18 protein-coding genes and 1 pseudogene are annotated in these 13,674 nt (G+C 66.2%); 6 read left to right on the forward strand and 13 right to left on the reverse strand.

Features of this window, described 5'->3' with window-relative positions:
• Positions 1-20: 20 nt before the first annotated feature.
• From mtnB to IG04_RS0109330, 12 genes and pseudogenes are all read right to left on the reverse strand, one after another.
• The gene (mtnB, locus tag IG04_RS48030) at positions 21-596 is read right to left on the reverse strand and encodes a methylthioribulose 1-phosphate dehydratase (protein WP_276326663.1); all 576 of its coding nucleotides are present in this window, start codon (positions 594-596) and stop codon (positions 21-23) included.
• Positions 591-1,577 (reverse strand): annotated as a pseudogene (gene mtnA / locus IG04_RS48035) (S-methyl-5-thioribose-1-phosphate isomerase); the annotation flags it as partial. The pseudogene mtnA and the gene mtnB, both read right to left, overlap by 6 nt.
• Positions 1,578-1,614: 37 nt before the next feature.
• On the reverse strand, positions 1,615-2,823 hold the full coding sequence (locus IG04_RS0109290) for a permease (protein ID WP_338043507.1): 1,209 nt from the start codon (positions 2,821-2,823) through the stop codon (positions 1,615-1,617).
• On the reverse strand, positions 2,762-3,085 hold the full coding sequence (locus IG04_RS0109295; protein ID WP_051769333.1) for an ArsR/SmtB family transcription factor: 324 nt from the start codon (positions 3,083-3,085) through the stop codon (positions 2,762-2,764). The genes IG04_RS0109290 and IG04_RS0109295 overlap by 62 nt, the downstream gene beginning before the upstream one ends.
• Positions 3,086-3,137: 52 nt before the next feature.
• Complete coding sequence (locus IG04_RS45090; RefSeq protein WP_211257711.1) at positions 3,138-3,503, reverse strand: rhodanese-like domain-containing protein; 366 nt, start codon at positions 3,501-3,503, stop codon at positions 3,138-3,140.
• A gap of 49 nt (positions 3,504-3,552) precedes the next feature.
• Complete coding sequence (locus IG04_RS0109300; protein ID WP_051769336.1) at positions 3,553-4,248, reverse strand: ATP-binding cassette domain-containing protein; 696 nt, start codon at positions 4,246-4,248, stop codon at positions 3,553-3,555.
• Positions 4,241-4,966: a transporter substrate-binding domain-containing protein gene (locus IG04_RS0109305; RefSeq protein ID WP_159460419.1), complete on the reverse strand. Its 726-nt coding sequence runs from the start codon at positions 4,964-4,966 to the stop codon at positions 4,241-4,243. The genes IG04_RS0109300 and IG04_RS0109305 overlap by 8 nt, the downstream gene beginning before the upstream one ends.
• A 131-nt stretch (positions 4,967-5,097) precedes the next feature.
• Positions 5,098-5,748 (reverse strand): hypothetical protein, encoded by a 651-nt coding sequence (locus IG04_RS0109310; protein WP_030476160.1) that lies wholly within the window; start codon positions 5,746-5,748, stop codon positions 5,098-5,100.
• Positions 5,745-6,452, reverse strand: coding sequence for an ABC transporter permease subunit (locus IG04_RS0109315; protein WP_030476161.1), 708 nt, complete (start codon positions 6,450-6,452; stop codon positions 5,745-5,747). Before IG04_RS0109315 ends, IG04_RS0109310 begins: the two co-directional genes overlap by 4 nt.
• 32 nt (positions 6,453-6,484) lie before the next feature.
• On the reverse strand, positions 6,485-6,979 hold the full coding sequence (locus IG04_RS0109320; RefSeq protein WP_051769340.1) for an OsmC family protein: 495 nt from the start codon (positions 6,977-6,979) through the stop codon (positions 6,485-6,487).
• A 147-nt stretch (positions 6,980-7,126) separates the two neighbouring features.
• A complete protein-coding gene (locus IG04_RS0109325; RefSeq protein ID WP_030476163.1) occupies positions 7,127-8,320 on the reverse strand; it encodes a GNAT family N-acetyltransferase in 1,194 nt (397 codons plus the stop codon).
• 58 nt (positions 8,321-8,378) lie between these two features.
• Positions 8,379-9,635 (reverse strand): radical SAM protein, encoded by a 1,257-nt coding sequence (locus tag IG04_RS0109330; protein ID WP_030476164.1) that lies wholly within the window; start codon positions 9,633-9,635, stop codon positions 8,379-8,381.
• A 130-nt stretch (positions 9,636-9,765) separates the two neighbouring features.
• Here IG04_RS0109330 and IG04_RS0109335 point away from each other — a divergent pair, with 130 nt between their 5' ends.
• From IG04_RS0109335 to IG04_RS0109350, 4 genes are all read left to right on the forward strand, one after another.
• Positions 9,766-10,137, forward strand: a complete 372-nt coding sequence (locus IG04_RS0109335; protein ID WP_051769343.1) for an ArsR/SmtB family transcription factor — start codon at positions 9,766-9,768, stop codon at positions 10,135-10,137.
• Complete coding sequence (locus tag IG04_RS0109340; RefSeq protein WP_276326659.1) at positions 10,134-10,886, forward strand: class I SAM-dependent methyltransferase; 753 nt, start codon at positions 10,134-10,136, stop codon at positions 10,884-10,886. Before IG04_RS0109335 ends, IG04_RS0109340 begins: the two co-directional genes overlap by 4 nt.
• 272 nt (positions 10,887-11,158) lie before the next feature.
• Entirely contained in the window at positions 11,159-12,013 is an 855-nt protein-coding gene (locus tag IG04_RS0109345) for an ADP-ribosylglycohydrolase family protein (RefSeq protein ID WP_030476167.1), read from the forward strand.
• 41 nt (positions 12,014-12,054) lie between these two features.
• Complete coding sequence (locus tag IG04_RS0109350) at positions 12,055-12,402, forward strand: ArsR/SmtB family transcription factor (protein WP_030476168.1); 348 nt, start codon at positions 12,055-12,057, stop codon at positions 12,400-12,402.
• A gap of 17 nt (positions 12,403-12,419) precedes the next feature.
• Here the strand turns inward: IG04_RS0109350 and IG04_RS0109355 are convergent, their stop codons facing one another.
• Positions 12,420-12,779 (reverse strand): ArsR/SmtB family transcription factor, encoded by a 360-nt coding sequence (locus IG04_RS0109355; RefSeq protein WP_030476169.1) that lies wholly within the window; start codon positions 12,777-12,779, stop codon positions 12,420-12,422.
• A gap of 93 nt (positions 12,780-12,872) precedes the next feature.
• On the opposite strand from IG04_RS0109355, the gene IG04_RS42405 reads away from it, so the two are divergent.
• Together IG04_RS42405 and IG04_RS48790 are read left to right on the forward strand one after the other, a co-directional pair.
• A complete protein-coding gene (locus IG04_RS42405) occupies positions 12,873-13,376 on the forward strand; it encodes a methyltransferase domain-containing protein (RefSeq protein ID WP_319981866.1) in 504 nt (167 codons plus the stop codon).
• Positions 13,377-13,412: 36 nt separating this feature from the next.
• On the forward strand, positions 13,413-13,622 hold the full coding sequence (locus IG04_RS48790) for a class I SAM-dependent methyltransferase (protein WP_319981867.1): 210 nt from the start codon (positions 13,413-13,415) through the stop codon (positions 13,620-13,622).
• Positions 13,623-13,674: the final 52 nt, after the last annotated feature.

Genomic DNA, 13,674 nt, shown 5'->3' on the forward strand with positions numbered 1-13,674 from the left:
TGCCTTCCGTACGCAGACGGTCATCGTTGGTCTGTGAGCAAGTGCAACTGGCACAACGCTTCCAGGCTTTCCAACCGGTTGCGTGCCTCGTCCAGCGTCGCGCCCCAGGCGGTGGCGCCGTGATGGGCGATCAACAGGACCGGCGGGCCTTGCCGGTCGGTCAGCCGCTGGGAGATCTCCGCCGCGATTCTCGGGACCTCGGCCCAGTTCGTGAACACGGGCACCTGTACGACAGACGTGGCGCCAAGCCCTTTGATGATCTCGAAGTCGGTGAACGTCACCGCTCCGGCTTCCGCTGCCAAGGCGGCGACCGCGGTGGTGTGAGGCGGGTGAGCGTGTACAACGGCACCACAGTCCGGAAACGCGCGGTACAGCGCCGCGTGGATGCTTGCTTCCGCCGACAGAGGAGGTCCCGGGCATCGGGTCGGCAGACCGGACTCGGCGTGCATCTGGACGATGTCGGCGGCGGTCAGTTCTCCTTTGCTGCGACCACTTGCCGTGATCAGCGCCTGGCCGCCCGGCAACCTGACCGACAGGTTGCCCGCTGTTCCGTCCATCCACCCTCTGGCGTGCAGCTGGCGCGCCAGTGCTGCCACACGATGTGCACTGCCGGCGGCCAGCACTCGCAGTTCGGTGACCACGGCGCTGACCAGGTCGGCCGGGGTGACGTCGAAGGCGGGATTGTAAGCGGCCGCACCTGGGGGAGTAATGCGGCCGCCTACAAAGTTGAGGACTTCCTCTTCGTCGCGCTCCTCAATGGTGATCGCCGTACCGGCGTCCAGTGTTGATTCGGGAGCGGCGACGATGAAGGGGACACCGCTGCGCGCGGCGGCCAACGCGAGCGAGTACGTGCCTATCTTGTTGGCAACGCTGCCGTTGGCCGTCACCCGGTCTGCTCCGACGACGACCACATCGACCACCCCGGCTGCGATGGCGGCCGGCGCGGCGGAGTCGACGCACACCCGGCACGGGATACCTGCCTCGGCCAGTTCATAGGCGGTCAGTCGAGCACCTTGCAGCAACGGGCGGGTTTCCGTGGCCAGCACCGATTCCACATGACCCGCATCTGCAAGAGATCGAATCGCCCCGAGCGCTGTGCCCACACCGGTTGTGGCGAACCTGCCGGTGTTGCAGTGGGTGAGGATGCGCAGCGGTCGCCGTGTGGTCAGCTCGAGCACCACTTCGGCGGTTCTGTCCGCCACCGCGGCGGTGATGTCCGCGTCCTCGTGCAGGATGGTCAACGCCTCGGCCAGCATCGCGTCCGGGCCTTCCGGCAGACGCGTCAGCACCCGCTGGACCGCCCAAGTCAGGTTGACCGCCGTCGGCCGCGCGGCCGTGATGCGTACCGCGTCCGCTCTGATGGCGTCTGGGCCGGACCTCCTGCGGGCGGAGATCACGACCGCGAACGCTCCAGCCACGCCGATCGCGGGCGCACCCCTGATGGCCAGCCGGCGGATCGCGTCGACTATCGCATCCACAGTGGACAAAGTGATGAGCCGGTGCTCATGCGGCAGCAATGTCTGGTCGACCGCGATCAGCGCGTCACCACGCCACACCAAGGACGGCCTGTCACTCAGTCTTGCCGTTGCGGTCACCGCTCCCCCAGACACCTCGTCAGTGCACGAAGACCGCTGTGACAAGCCCGACGAGCATGCTGCCGAAGAAGCCGATACCGAGATACAGCAAGAAAACTCGGGTGGAGGCCAGCACGCGTACCGCGGCGATGGCGGGAATGGTCGTGACGGCGCCGCCGAGCAGGAACGTCGTCGCGGCCGCCGGGCTCATGCCCGTCGCCATCAAACCACCGACCACGGGAATCGCGCCGACACCGTTGAGGTACAGCGGTACACCGATGGCGGCGGCGAGCACCACCGACAGCACGACGTTGTCTCCGAAGCCGGCGGACACGACCGAGGGCGGGACGAACTTGACGATGAGCGCTTCGGCCAGCACCGCGACGAGCATCCAGCGCCCGAGCAGCCACACGTCGCGCAGCACCTCGCTGCCGAACCGTCGTGCGCCCATCTGCGCCAGGCCTGCACGTGCCTGCGGCCACCACGGCTCGGGCTTCTGCTCCACGGGCGGGCTCGCCGGCTCGGATCCGCAGCAGCCTCCCGACTCGGCGGTGTCGTCCGCACGATCCGGAAGAGCTGTCCCTGCCGCCGACCGCGAGGCCGATCCCACGGTCACCGGGTCAGCGGCTTTCGCCGTCGTGGCCATCTCCAGCCGCAACGGTTGGTCAAGCCACCCGCGCCGCTCCATGAACAGGGTCACGAAGCCCGCCGCCAGGCTCAGCAGGAGCGCCCCGAGCAGCCGGGCCACCGCGACCGGCATCCCGAGCGCGGCCGCGGTGAGACCGAAGATCTCCGGGTCGATCGAGGGCGAGGCGATCCAGAACGCCATAGCCACCGAGACCGGCACACCGGCGGCGAGAAAACCGCGGATCAACGGGATCACGGTGCAGGAGCACAATGGACTGAACGCGCCAACGGCCGTGCTGAGGACGATGGCTATGACCGTCCGTTTGCGAAATGATCTACCAACGAGGACGTCGACCCTCATGTGCTGAAGCAGCACGCTGAAGACGACTGCGAACATGAACCAAGGAATCAGCCCCACGAGCCGGTTCAACGCGTATAACAGCAGCTCGATGACGACATGCACAACGATTCCCCTTCGTTCGCTCCCCACGCGAGGTGAATCGAGTCTTACCGAGACATCGACGGCTGTCAATGTCTTGAACACCGGATCTCCGGGAAACTCAGGCGCCTGGCCGTCCGAGCGCGCTGAACTGCTGCGCAACGGCGTCCATCGCCCCGTCACGCAGGCGGTAGTAGACCCACACGCCGCGCCGTTCGCGGTCCAGCAGTCCCACCTCGTGGATCTTCTTCAGGTGGTGGCTGATCGTCGGCTGCGTCAACCCCGTGCCTTCGACGAGGTCGCACACGCACGCTTCCTGATCAGGCGCGTCAGCGAGCAGTGCGATCAACTGCAGGCGCACGGGATCGGCGATGACACGCAAGACCTTCGCCAGGTCCTGCGTGTCGCGGGTCGCTGCGGGTGACAATCCTGCGGAGGCGCTCACAGCCTCGACTATAGGACCAGCCGCTGCCGGTTACCCAGAGATCAGCCGTCGCCTAATCCTGTGACGCGGCCTCGCCTGTTTCCAGAGGAAGGCCCGCTGCGACCCAATCCTGTTTGCCTCCGACGTAACGGTGCACATCTCGGTAGCCGAGCACGTGCAGACTTCTCGCAACCCGCAAGGAAGCGTCACATGTGTCACTGCCGCAGTAGACGACAATGCGGGCGTCCAGATCGGGCAGTAGCACTTGTGGGAGCGTTTTGGCGCGCCGAGGCCGGATGTTCAGTGCTCCTGGAAGGTGCCCGGTCGCGAACACTTCCTCTGGAAGGGCTTCGACGAGCACAACCGCGCCCGAGGAAACACCCGCGGCCACGTCGTCACGCGCAATCTCCGGGATGTCGATCAGGTCGGTGTCGGACACTGGATCTGTCGTCATGATGACCTCACGTGTGGTCGAACAAGGACTGGGCCTAGGGCACGGCGAGATCTGGCACACCGGAGGTGACCTGGACGACGCGGCCGCCGTCCAGCACGACACACCGGGTGCATCGCATGCCGACTTCCTCGGGACGGTGGCTGGACATCACCACACAGGTTCCGTTCTCGACGAGCTCGCTGATTCCGTCGAGCACCACCTGCGCGGTGACTTGGTCGAGAGCGGAGGTGGGTTCGTCGAGCAGCAGCAACCGCGGACGAGGAGCGAACGCTCGAGCGAGCGCGACGCGTTGACGTTGTCCACCGGACAGCGAGGCGGGATAGTCCGCGGCACGATCGACGAGGCCGAGACGGTCCAACCAGGTCAGTGCCTCTGAGCGTGCCTTGTCAGCAGGCAATCCAGCGGCTCGGCAACCGAGCTCGACGTTGGTCAGCACGGTGCGTGTCTCGAACAGCGCGACCTCCTGCAGCACGGTGCCGGTGGATCGCCAGGCCTTGCGCGCCTCGTGGCGGTTGCGACCGGGCAGCCAGGTGCCGAGGTTGAGCACCCGGCCCTTGCTCGGCGGGCACAGGCCATTGATGGTGCGCAAGATTGTGGACTTGCCACAGCCGCTCGGACCGACCAGCAGCGTCCACTCGCACGTACCGCTGGTGAGGCTGACGTCGTCGAGGATGCAACAGTCCTTGACCCGGACCTCGACGTCCTCCAGGGCGATCGACGGTTCAGCCACGGGGCCACACCTCCAGCTCACCCTGCACCGGCACGGGTGTGTTCGACGAGGGGCCGAACCACCGGTCGTAGATCTTTTGCCACTCGCCGGCGGCGGACAGGTCCTGAAGCGCGAAGTCGACGGCTGCCCGCATCTGAGAGTCGCCTCGGCGGATGCCGATGCCGTCGAGCTTCACGCCGATGGGCTGGTCAAGCACGACCAGCCCGGGATCGTTCTTGGCGAAGCCGGCCAGGATCTCGTAGTCCTCTGCGTAGCCGGCGAGGTTGCCCTGCCGAACCGACTCGGCCGCAGCCCGCTTGTCGCTGAACTCCTCGATCTTCGGTTCCCCGCTGTGCCCTTTCCCGCTCAGCCAGCTCTTCCAGTTGCCGATCGCGCTGCTGCCGCGGTCCATGGCGACGGACTTGCCGACCAGGTCCTCGAGCGAGCGCGCGGTGTCCTTGCGGACGAGGAACGTCTGGAAGGACCGGAAGTAGGTCTGGCTGAAGTCGATCTTCTCGGCGCGTTTGCGGGTCTTGCTCATGCTGGCCACCGCGATGTCGATGGTGCCCTTCTCAAGAAAGCTGATCCTGGTCAGCTCGTCGACTTTGACGATCTCCAATCGCACGCCGAGGCTCTTGGCGACCGCGTTGGCGATGTCAACGTCGAATCCGACGTGCTGTCCGTTCGCGTCGATCGAGCTGTGTGGTGGGTTGTCCGACCGGATGCCGGCTTTCAGCACGCCTTGTTTCTTGACGTGATCGAGGGTGCTGCCTCCGGCTGTGGAACCCGCTGACGATGTGCAGCCGGCCACAGCCAGCAGCGCCGCCAGCAACGCCACTATCCCCCAGCACCGTCTGTGTGAGATCACCTTCATGCCATGGCCCCCCTTCGAGTCCGTACCCAGCGTTCCAACACGTGAATTCCCGCCACCAGCGTCAGCGTCGCCGCCAGGTACAGCGCCGCTGCCGTGCCCAGCACCAGCGCCCACCGGCTGAAGCTGGCTTCCGCGCCCAGTGATCGTGCGACCGTCGTCAGCTCTCCGATGCCGACGATGGTCAGCGCGCCGGTGTCCTTGAGCAGCGACACCGCGTGCGTGCCAAGAGCTTCGAATGACCGCAGGAACGTCCACGGCGCACGCAGCTGCAGCTCCCGTCGCGTCCACCCCATGCCCAGCACCAGCCCTTGCTCCGACATGTGGGCCGGGTAGGCCGCCAGGTAGGACCGCAGGATCTCCCCGACGTGGGAGAGCGAATACAGCAGCAGTGCCACGAACCCCGCGATGCTCAAGATCAACGTCGAGGCCTGCGCGATGAAGAACACCAGCAGCAGCAACGGAACGCCGCGCAGCAGTGACAGACCGGCCTGCAGCACAACGCTTGCTCGCGGGAAGGCCGAGCAGATCGCCGCGTAGACGTATCCGAGCGCGAGAGCACAGCCGAGTGCGCCGGCCGCGAGCACGATGCTCAGCACCAACCCGCCAGGACGTTGGCCCGGGAAGCCGAGCAACAGGTTCTCGATCACGGCACCGGCACCGCCTGCGGCGTGGATTCCGGCACGGCGCGGGATGGAGGTCGCAGACGCGCCTCCAGCAGACGCGTGGAGATCCAGATCGCCTGGCTCAACACGATGTAGATGACCGCGCCGAGCCCGGCGTACTGCGCCACGGCGAAGGTCTCGTTGCTCGCCTCCACCACTCCACCGAAGATCTCGACCACGGGGAACAGCGCGGCGAAGCCGGTGTTGTGCAGGTGGTGGACCAGGCGTGCGCCCAGCGGCCCGAGCACCAGTGGCAGCACTTCCCGGCCCACGACGCGAAGCTGCTGGGACGGCGACAATCCCATGACGCGGGCCTGTTCGAGCCGCTTGCTGCCGACCGACTGCCAGGCCGTCAGGTAGATCACCGCGATGTGGCCGGCCGATCCCACGCCCAGTGCGGCCACGATGCCCCACGCGACGAACTGGAACTGCGGTGACGTACCGGGGAACACGACAGGAAGTGCCGGTACGTCACCAACCCGCATGCAGGCAAGGCCGAACACGATCACCAGAAGACTGGTGGGCACGCCTCGCGTCACGTGCATGGCGGCGGTGGCAGCGAGGCGGAACACCCTGTGCCTGCTGTGGGTGCCGACGGCGATGAGCAGAGCCGCGCTCATCGCCAGTCCAGCGCTCAGCACCCACAGCAGCAGGCTGCCCGAGATCCACAAGCCGATCTCGGCGTACATGTGACCTCCCCCAACTCTCGCTTCCGAGAGCATCACGTGCGGGTCGTGGCCACCTCGCGCAGTACCTCAGGAGCCTCCACCAGTTGCCAGTCCACCCTGACCTCCACCGGAACGGCGCTGCGCACGGAGGCGGTGACGGTGCAGTGCTTCTCGAACACCTCCGCACACCGCTCCAGCCGCTGCGAGTCCGCCGGCACGACGGGCCGGAGAACGACCTCGACGCGGCGGATGCGCGGCAGGCCCTCGTCGTTCGGCGCGACCACCGTGATCGCGTCGGCGGTGAAGCTCTGCACGTCGACGTGCGCGTGCCGCAACGTCTCGAGCAGGCTGGCCGACAAGCAATGCGTCAGCGCAGCGCCGAACAGTGCCGGCGTCGCGTGCGCCGATGCCTCACCCACCGGATCCGGCTCGTCGGACTGAATCGGCGCGCCGTGCAACCGGCCGTCCTCCGATGCCTGGCTGAGAAACCTGAATCCCCCGCGGTGTTCCAGGCGTACCGCGAAGTTGCGTTCCTCTTGACCTCTCATGTGCACGACGTGCTCCCCTCGGTGAGCCATCGTCGGCGGCCGATCCACCCCATGCCGAAGACGTCACGTGTCCCACACACGTGGCAGTCATGACCCAGGCAGTCGTGGCGGCGGCGACGACGGCGGTGAACTTCGTTTGCGTACGTGTCAGCTGTGCGCGAGCACAGGCTCCGCTCCGAACATCGACGCGCGCTGCGCGGAGTACTCCTCGAGCAGTCCGGCGACCTCGGGCCGCAGCTCCGGGTCGGTCATGATGAACGCCGAGCTGATGTTCCGCGACTCGCAGCCGCGCACGATCTTGGCCTCGTGCGACCCCATGCCGAACTCGACCTGACGGACTCCCTCGGCGTAGGCGTCCGCGACCGGCAGGTCGAACATCAGCACGAAGTAGACGCTGCTGCGTTCCCCGAGTGCGGTGTAGTCGAAGCCGACCGACTTGATGTAGATGCGGTCGTGCTTGCGGAAGCCCAGGCACACACCGACGATCTCGTCACCGCGACGCCCGACCCAGCAGCGGACGTCGACGCCCTCGCTGAGAAGTTGCCGCAGCACGGTCTCGTTGTGTTCGAAGCGTGCGCTGGCGCCATAGCGTTGCCGGTTCATCATCGTCAGCTCGGCGACGCGTGCCGCGTTGTTCGCCAGTTCGTCCTTCTCGATGCGGTCGAACGTGACCCCGGCGTCGACGGCCGCCTGGCGGTCCAGGTTCAGCCGGCGTCGTTTGCGGCTGGGCATGCGCGCCACGTGGTCGGCGTAGTTGTCAGCCGTCAACTGCAGGAAGTCCTCGGTCCCACGGAATCCCACCGCTGCTCCGAGCCGCTCCAGCGCGGTGACGAGGTGCTGATTGCCCATCCGGTCCGGGATCCACGGTGCCACAACACATTGCACACCGCGTTCCTGTGCGGCCTGCACGGACGCGGTGACCAGATGGCGGAACAGCTCCGGCGTCCAGAAGGTGAACGCCGCCTCGGTGCGATATCCCAACGGCGACCCCAGCATGAGCGCGGGGAAGAACGCGTCGACACCCAGTGCGCTCACCCGGTCCACTGCCGACTGGGGCAGTTCTGCCCCGCCGCAACACGCCTGAACGTCGGGCGAGGGTTGCCAGCCGAGATAGGTACGAGGATCGAAGTCGAGGTCCGGCGGTGTGGTGTAGATGTAGCCGGGCAGCAGGGCGTCCTCGTTGCGCAACCTGTGCGCGGTGGTGTGGAACGGTTCGCCCTCGGTCATGGCCGACTCCGCGGACCGCAGCCAGGTCGGCGTGATGTACGGCCACGCCTCCCTCAGGTTCTCGCGCTCGAACTCCCAGTCCCAGGACGGCAGTTCCGCTCCCGCCTGGGTCACGATGCGTCCTACTCCACCCATGATGCTCCCCCTGAAGTCGAGTGTTTCGCCTGCGCGGTCAGCATTTGACGCAGCAGCGGACCTCGCCGACGTCGACCGCTTCGCCGCGTCGTTCCTGCCACAGCTCCTCGACGCGGGGGTCGGAATGCGTCCACTCGAAGTAGAAGCCGCGGTCCTCCAGCGGAACCCCTTCGATCCACGGGGAGGTCAACAGCGGTGAACCCTTGAACAGCAACAGCCTCGTCTGCAGCACCGTGGGAGCCGCGACACGGCTCAACCCGGTCTCCTCCAGGAAGTCCTCGAATCCCAGCAGTTCCTCGTACGTCACCCAGGGCGTGAACGGGATGAACGTCGGGTTGAGGACGACGCCGAGATCCTCGGCTGCCGCGATGGCCCGGCGGGTGTCGTCGATGTCGATGCCCTTGTCGAAGATCCGCAGGATGCGGTCGGAGGGGAACTCCAACGCCGACGTGATCACCTTCAGCCCGAGATCAGCCAGGTGCTTGATCTCCTTGGGGTACTGCAGGATGTGATCGACACGGGTGGTGATCTCGTAGGTGTGCGGCTTGCGGCCGGTGGCGTTGATCGCCTCGACGACCTCGATGCCGAACTTCCGGGAGTTGAAGAACTCCGCGTCGATGAAGGCGAAGTGCTCGGCGCCCTGCTCCTCCAGCACCAGCGCGTCAGCGACCACGGCGTCCACGGAGATCGGCGAGAACCGGCCCTCGTACGCGCCGTACACCGAGCAGTAGGTGCACTTGTGGTGGCACCCGCGGCTGACCTCGATGTTGCCCATCAGCCCGAACTTGGTGTTGTGGGCCGGATATTCCGTGATCGGCGGGAATGCCGCGCGATCGGGACTGGCCCACTCCATCCGCGAGTTCGGTGGTCGCGGCTTGCCGCCGTCGCGGCTGAAGAGCCCCGGAATCTCGTGCCGGGCCGCGTGACCGCGAGCCAGGTCAGCGAGTCCCTTGGAGATCCGCTCGGGCTCGTCCATCGCGATGGCGTCGACGCGACCCATGAACGCCCGGGAGTTCATCTGCGCGTACTGACCAAAGGCCACCACCTGTCGCGCGACCGACGGGTCCTGCAACCAGTCCAGCAGCGCGATGCCGCGATCAAGGCCGGCGTACTGCTGCACTGACAGCAGTACCAGGTCGAACGGACCTTCCGGACGATCATCGGGAAACATGTGTGCGTCCCAGGCCTGCACGTTCAGGCCTTCGCGCTTCAGCGCGGCGACCGCGCTGGCGGCGGCGATGGGCTGGAGTTCACTCTCATAGGACGAGACGATTAAGCATGACGAATCAGACATGATCGACCCCCACGGCGGACACAGTTCAGGACTGTGGTGTGGTGCTCGTGGCTGACTCCCCGTCGGCCAGGCCCAAGCACCGGGCCACTATTACACAGAACCATGTAATTAGGTAGTTAGAATGGAAGCCATGGCGACTCCGATCCGCACCTCCGGCCAAGCCGAGGCCGCACCCCTGCGCGACCGCCCACTGCTCGACGACCACGAAGCAGCCGGCGTGGCAGCCCTGTTCAAGGTGTTGTCGGGGACAACACGACTGCGTCTGCTGCACGCGCTCAGCCGAGCAGAGGAAGTCCGTGTCAGCGATCTCGCGGCGGCGGTGGACATGAGCCAGCAGGGCGTGTCCAACCAGCTGCAGCGCTTGGTGGACCAGAAGATCCTCGCGACCCGCCGCGAAGGAACCAGCATCTACTACCGGATCGTCGACCCGTGCGTGCCGCGGATGCTGGAGTTCGGCCTGTGTCTGCTGGAAAGTCCCGGGAACGCGTGCGGGCAGCCGTGACGACGGACGATTCCGGGTGGTGGCACACGTTCTTCGACGAGTACTACCTGCGGACCTACGGACCGCGACAGACCTCGGAGGTAGCTTCACAGGAGGCTCTCGCGGCACTCGCCTTGGCCGACACTCCCCGCGGCGGGAGAGTGCTCGATCTGCCGTGCGGATACGGCCGGCACACCAGCGCACTCGTCGCCGCGGGCTATTGCGTGGTCGGCGCCGACTACTCGTGGGCCCAGTTGACCGAGGCGCGGCGGCGATGGCCACGTCCAGAGCTCGAACAGCTGGTGCGCGCCGACTATCGGCACATCCCGCTGAAGACCGGCGTGTTCGACACGGCCTTGTGCCTCTACAGCTCACTTGGCTACGTGGACGACACCACTGACCAGCAGGTCCTACGCGAGTATCGGCGCGTGCTCAAGTCGGACGGCAGGCTCGTCATCGAGACCATGCACCGCGACCGCACCTTGCTGACGTCACAGCCGAGAACGTTCTACGAGCTTCCAGATGGCGCGGTCCTGCTCGAGGAAGCACAGTTCGATCCGATCTCCGCGACACTCCACATCGGACAAACGTTCATCGCATCAGGTGAGCCATCACAAAAACGTCAATACTCCGTGCGGCTGTACACCGTCAGCGAACTCGTCAACATGCTGCACACCGCAGGGTTCCCGCGCGTCGACTGCTTCGGCGATCTCGAAGGTGCACCCTTCACACCGCGGACCCTGCTGACGATCGTCGCGCGCGCCAGCTGAAGTTCAGGCGAGTCGTCCGACTCGCTCAAGCACGTGCACGCGGGTCTGCTCGACCAGTGCCGTCGATCGGCACTCGGAGGTGCACACCTGACCGCACGAGTCGCAGAAGGTCACGCGCCCAGTCCATGCACGCCTGCGGCGGAACCACGAGAACATGTCGCCACCTACCTAGATCGTTGCTCCAGTACCTCCGAGCGTCCTCCTTGATTAGATGAGTGTCAACTTAGATCGCTATCTAATCAACTGTCTTCCTGACCGAATAGGGTGATCCCGTGCTTGTCCACCTTGCGATCGGCGACGCGTACGGCGCCGGATTCGAGTACGCCGACCCGGACTTTGTCGCCGCGCACAACACGGTTCGCGGATACGTGCAGAATCCGGGCCTGTCGGGCTTGCGGCCTGGGCGGTACACCGATGACACCCAGATGACCATCGCCATCGCCGAGATGCTGCTCTCCGGCGCATCGTGGACCCCGGCGAACCTGGCCGAGCAGTTCGTCCGAACCTTCCACCGGGATCAGCGAGTGGGCTACGCGAGCAACTTCTACGACCTGCTGTGCGAGGTGAGTGACGGCACCGAGCTGCTGAGGAGGATCAGGCCGCACAGCGACAAGAGCGGAGCGGCGATGCGAGCCGGCCCGATCGGTTTGCTGCCCACCGCGTCCGAGGTCGTTCAGCACGCCGAGGTGCAGGCGCGGATCACCCACGACACGCCGTTGGGCATCGAAGCAGCACAGGCCGCCGCTCTGGCCGTGCACTACTGCCACTTCGAACTGGGCCCTCTCGCCGATGCCGGTCGGTGGATCGACCAGAAACTGGGCTCTGCAGACCGCTGGTCGGAACCGTGGAGCGGGCCGGTGGGCGCACAGGGCTGGATGAGCGTGCGGGCGGCACTCACCGCGTTGAGCTCGAACACCAGCCTCACCGAGATCCTGCACACCTGCGTGGCCTTCTGCGGCGACGTGGACACCGTGGCCACGGTGGCGCTCGCTGCCGCATCCCGGTCGTCACAGGTGGTCGACGATCTTCCTGCGGCGCTGCGCGCAGGCCTGGAGAACGACCAGTTCGGCCGCGACTTCCTGCATACCCTTGATGCCCGGCTTCTCGCCTGGGCGGAGAACAGGTAGGCGGCTTGCTTACGCCGTCAGCACAGTGTCAACTTAGACGCATGTCGAAACAGCGGGCGCGGTCCACGGCATCTCTGGCCGAGCGGCCGGTCACGCCCGAACGAGCCGCCGAGCTCGCCCAGGCCTTCAAAGCGATCGCCGATCCAGTGCGATTGCGCCTGTTCAGCCTCATCGCCTCTCACCCCAATGGCGAGGTGTGCGTGTGCGACCTGACGGAGGCGTTCGACCTGACCGCGCCCACCATCTCCCACCACCTGAAGGTGCTGCGCAACGCCGGGCTGATCGACAGCGAACGGCGGCGCACCTGGGTCTACTACCGAGCCCTGCCTGACACCCTTGGGCAGCTGTCCGCCGCGCTCGCACCCGCCGTGGCCACCGCCGTCTCCTGACAGCGCGACGTCCAGCCCTACTTCGGGACCGCCGAGGGAGTGAGCATCATGGCGAGCTTGTTCACGGTGTCGGGCATCAACCAGTAGTACACCCAGGTGCCCCTGCGCTCGCCATCGATCAGTCCGGCCTGCCGGAGGATCTTCAGGTGGTGTGAGATCGTCGGCTGCGACAGCGTGAACGCCGACGTGAGCGCGCAGACGCACTCTTCCCCGTTCTGGTGCGACGCGATCATCGACAACAGCTTCAACCGCACCGGATCACCGAGCGCCTTGAACGCTGCCGCCAGCTCGACCGCTTCGTCGTCAGCCAGTGGAGCCGACAGCATGTCTCCGCAACACATCGCTGCCAAGAGGTTCGGCGTGCTTTGCTTAGACATCCATCTATATTGACGCTCATCTAGGTTGGGGCGCAAGATGAAGGTTGGCGAACGCCGTGTCCGAGCCGCTGTGGCATCGAGGAGGACATCCTGATGGACGAGCAGGCTGCCGACTTACGTGAAGTGGTGCGCGCGAAGTACGCCGCCGCTGCCAGCGCCGTCAGCGCAGGCGGCACCGCGTGTTGCGACCCGCAGGGAATCGAGGTCGGCGAGAACTTCGGGGCGACGCTGTACGCCACGTCCGACCACACCGAGTTGCCCGCCGAAGCAGTGGCCGCGTCACTGGGATGCGGCAATCCGACGGCCGTCGCCGAGCTGCGCGAGGGCGAACGCGTCCTTGACCTCGGTTCAGGCGGCGGCATCGACGTTCTGCTCTCGGCGCGCCGGGTAGGCCCGACCGGTAAAGCCTACGGCGTCGACATGACCGACGAGATGCTCGCCTTGGCCAGGGAGAACGCGGCCAGGGCCGGCGCGACCAACGTCGAGTTCCTCAAGGGCGCGATCGAGGCCATCCCGTTGCCTGCCGACAGCATCGACGTGGTCATCTCGAACTGTGTGATCAACCTGTCCGTGGACAAGTCGGCGGTGTTCGCCTAGATCTTCCGCGTCCTGGCGCCCGGTGGCCGCATCGGTGTGTCGGATGTCGTGGCCGAGGACGACCTGACAGCAGAGGAACGCGCCGAGCGAGGTTCGTACGTCGGCTGCATCGCGGGCGTCCTGTCGTTCACCGAATACCGTCGAGGCTTGGAGAGCGCGGGACTCGCGGACATCGAGATCACTCCGACCCGCGAAGTCACGGACGGCATGCACTCCGCGATCATCCGGGCTGTCAAGCCTTCATGAGCGAATGAGCCTCGGTGGCGGCCGGTCACCACCAGCCGCCACCGAGGCTCAC

Source organism: Lentzea albidocapillata (assembly GCF_000719115.1).
Taxonomy (GTDB): Bacteria; Actinomycetota; Actinomycetes; order Mycobacteriales; family Pseudonocardiaceae; genus Lentzea; species Lentzea albidocapillata.

What these genes read in the sequence shown, in the direction of transcription:
- IG04_RS42405 (WP_319981866.1), top strand. Translation starts at nt 12,873, where the DNA reads ATGGACGAGCAGGCTGCCGACTTACGTGAAGTGGTGCGCGCGAAGTAC.
- IG04_RS0109355 (WP_030476169.1), bottom strand. Translation starts at nt 12,779, where the DNA reads ATGTCTAAGCAAAGCACGCCGAACCTCTTGGCAGCGATGTGTTGCGGA.
- IG04_RS0109330 (WP_030476164.1), bottom strand. Translation starts at nt 9,635, where the DNA reads ATGTCTGATTCGTCATGCTTAATCGTCTCGTCCTATGAGAGTGAACTC.
- IG04_RS0109335 (WP_051769343.1), top strand. Translation starts at nt 9,766, where the DNA reads ATGGCGACTCCGATCCGCACCTCCGGCCAAGCCGAGGCCGCACCCCTG.
- IG04_RS0109350 (WP_030476168.1), top strand. Translation starts at nt 12,055, where the DNA reads ATGTCGAAACAGCGGGCGCGGTCCACGGCATCTCTGGCCGAGCGGCCG.
- IG04_RS0109320 (WP_051769340.1), bottom strand. Translation starts at nt 6,979, where the DNA reads ATGAGAGGTCAAGAGGAACGCAACTTCGCGGTACGCCTGGAACACCGC.
- IG04_RS0109315 (WP_030476161.1), bottom strand. Translation starts at nt 6,452, where the DNA reads ATGTACGCCGAGATCGGCTTGTGGATCTCGGGCAGCCTGCTGCTGTGG.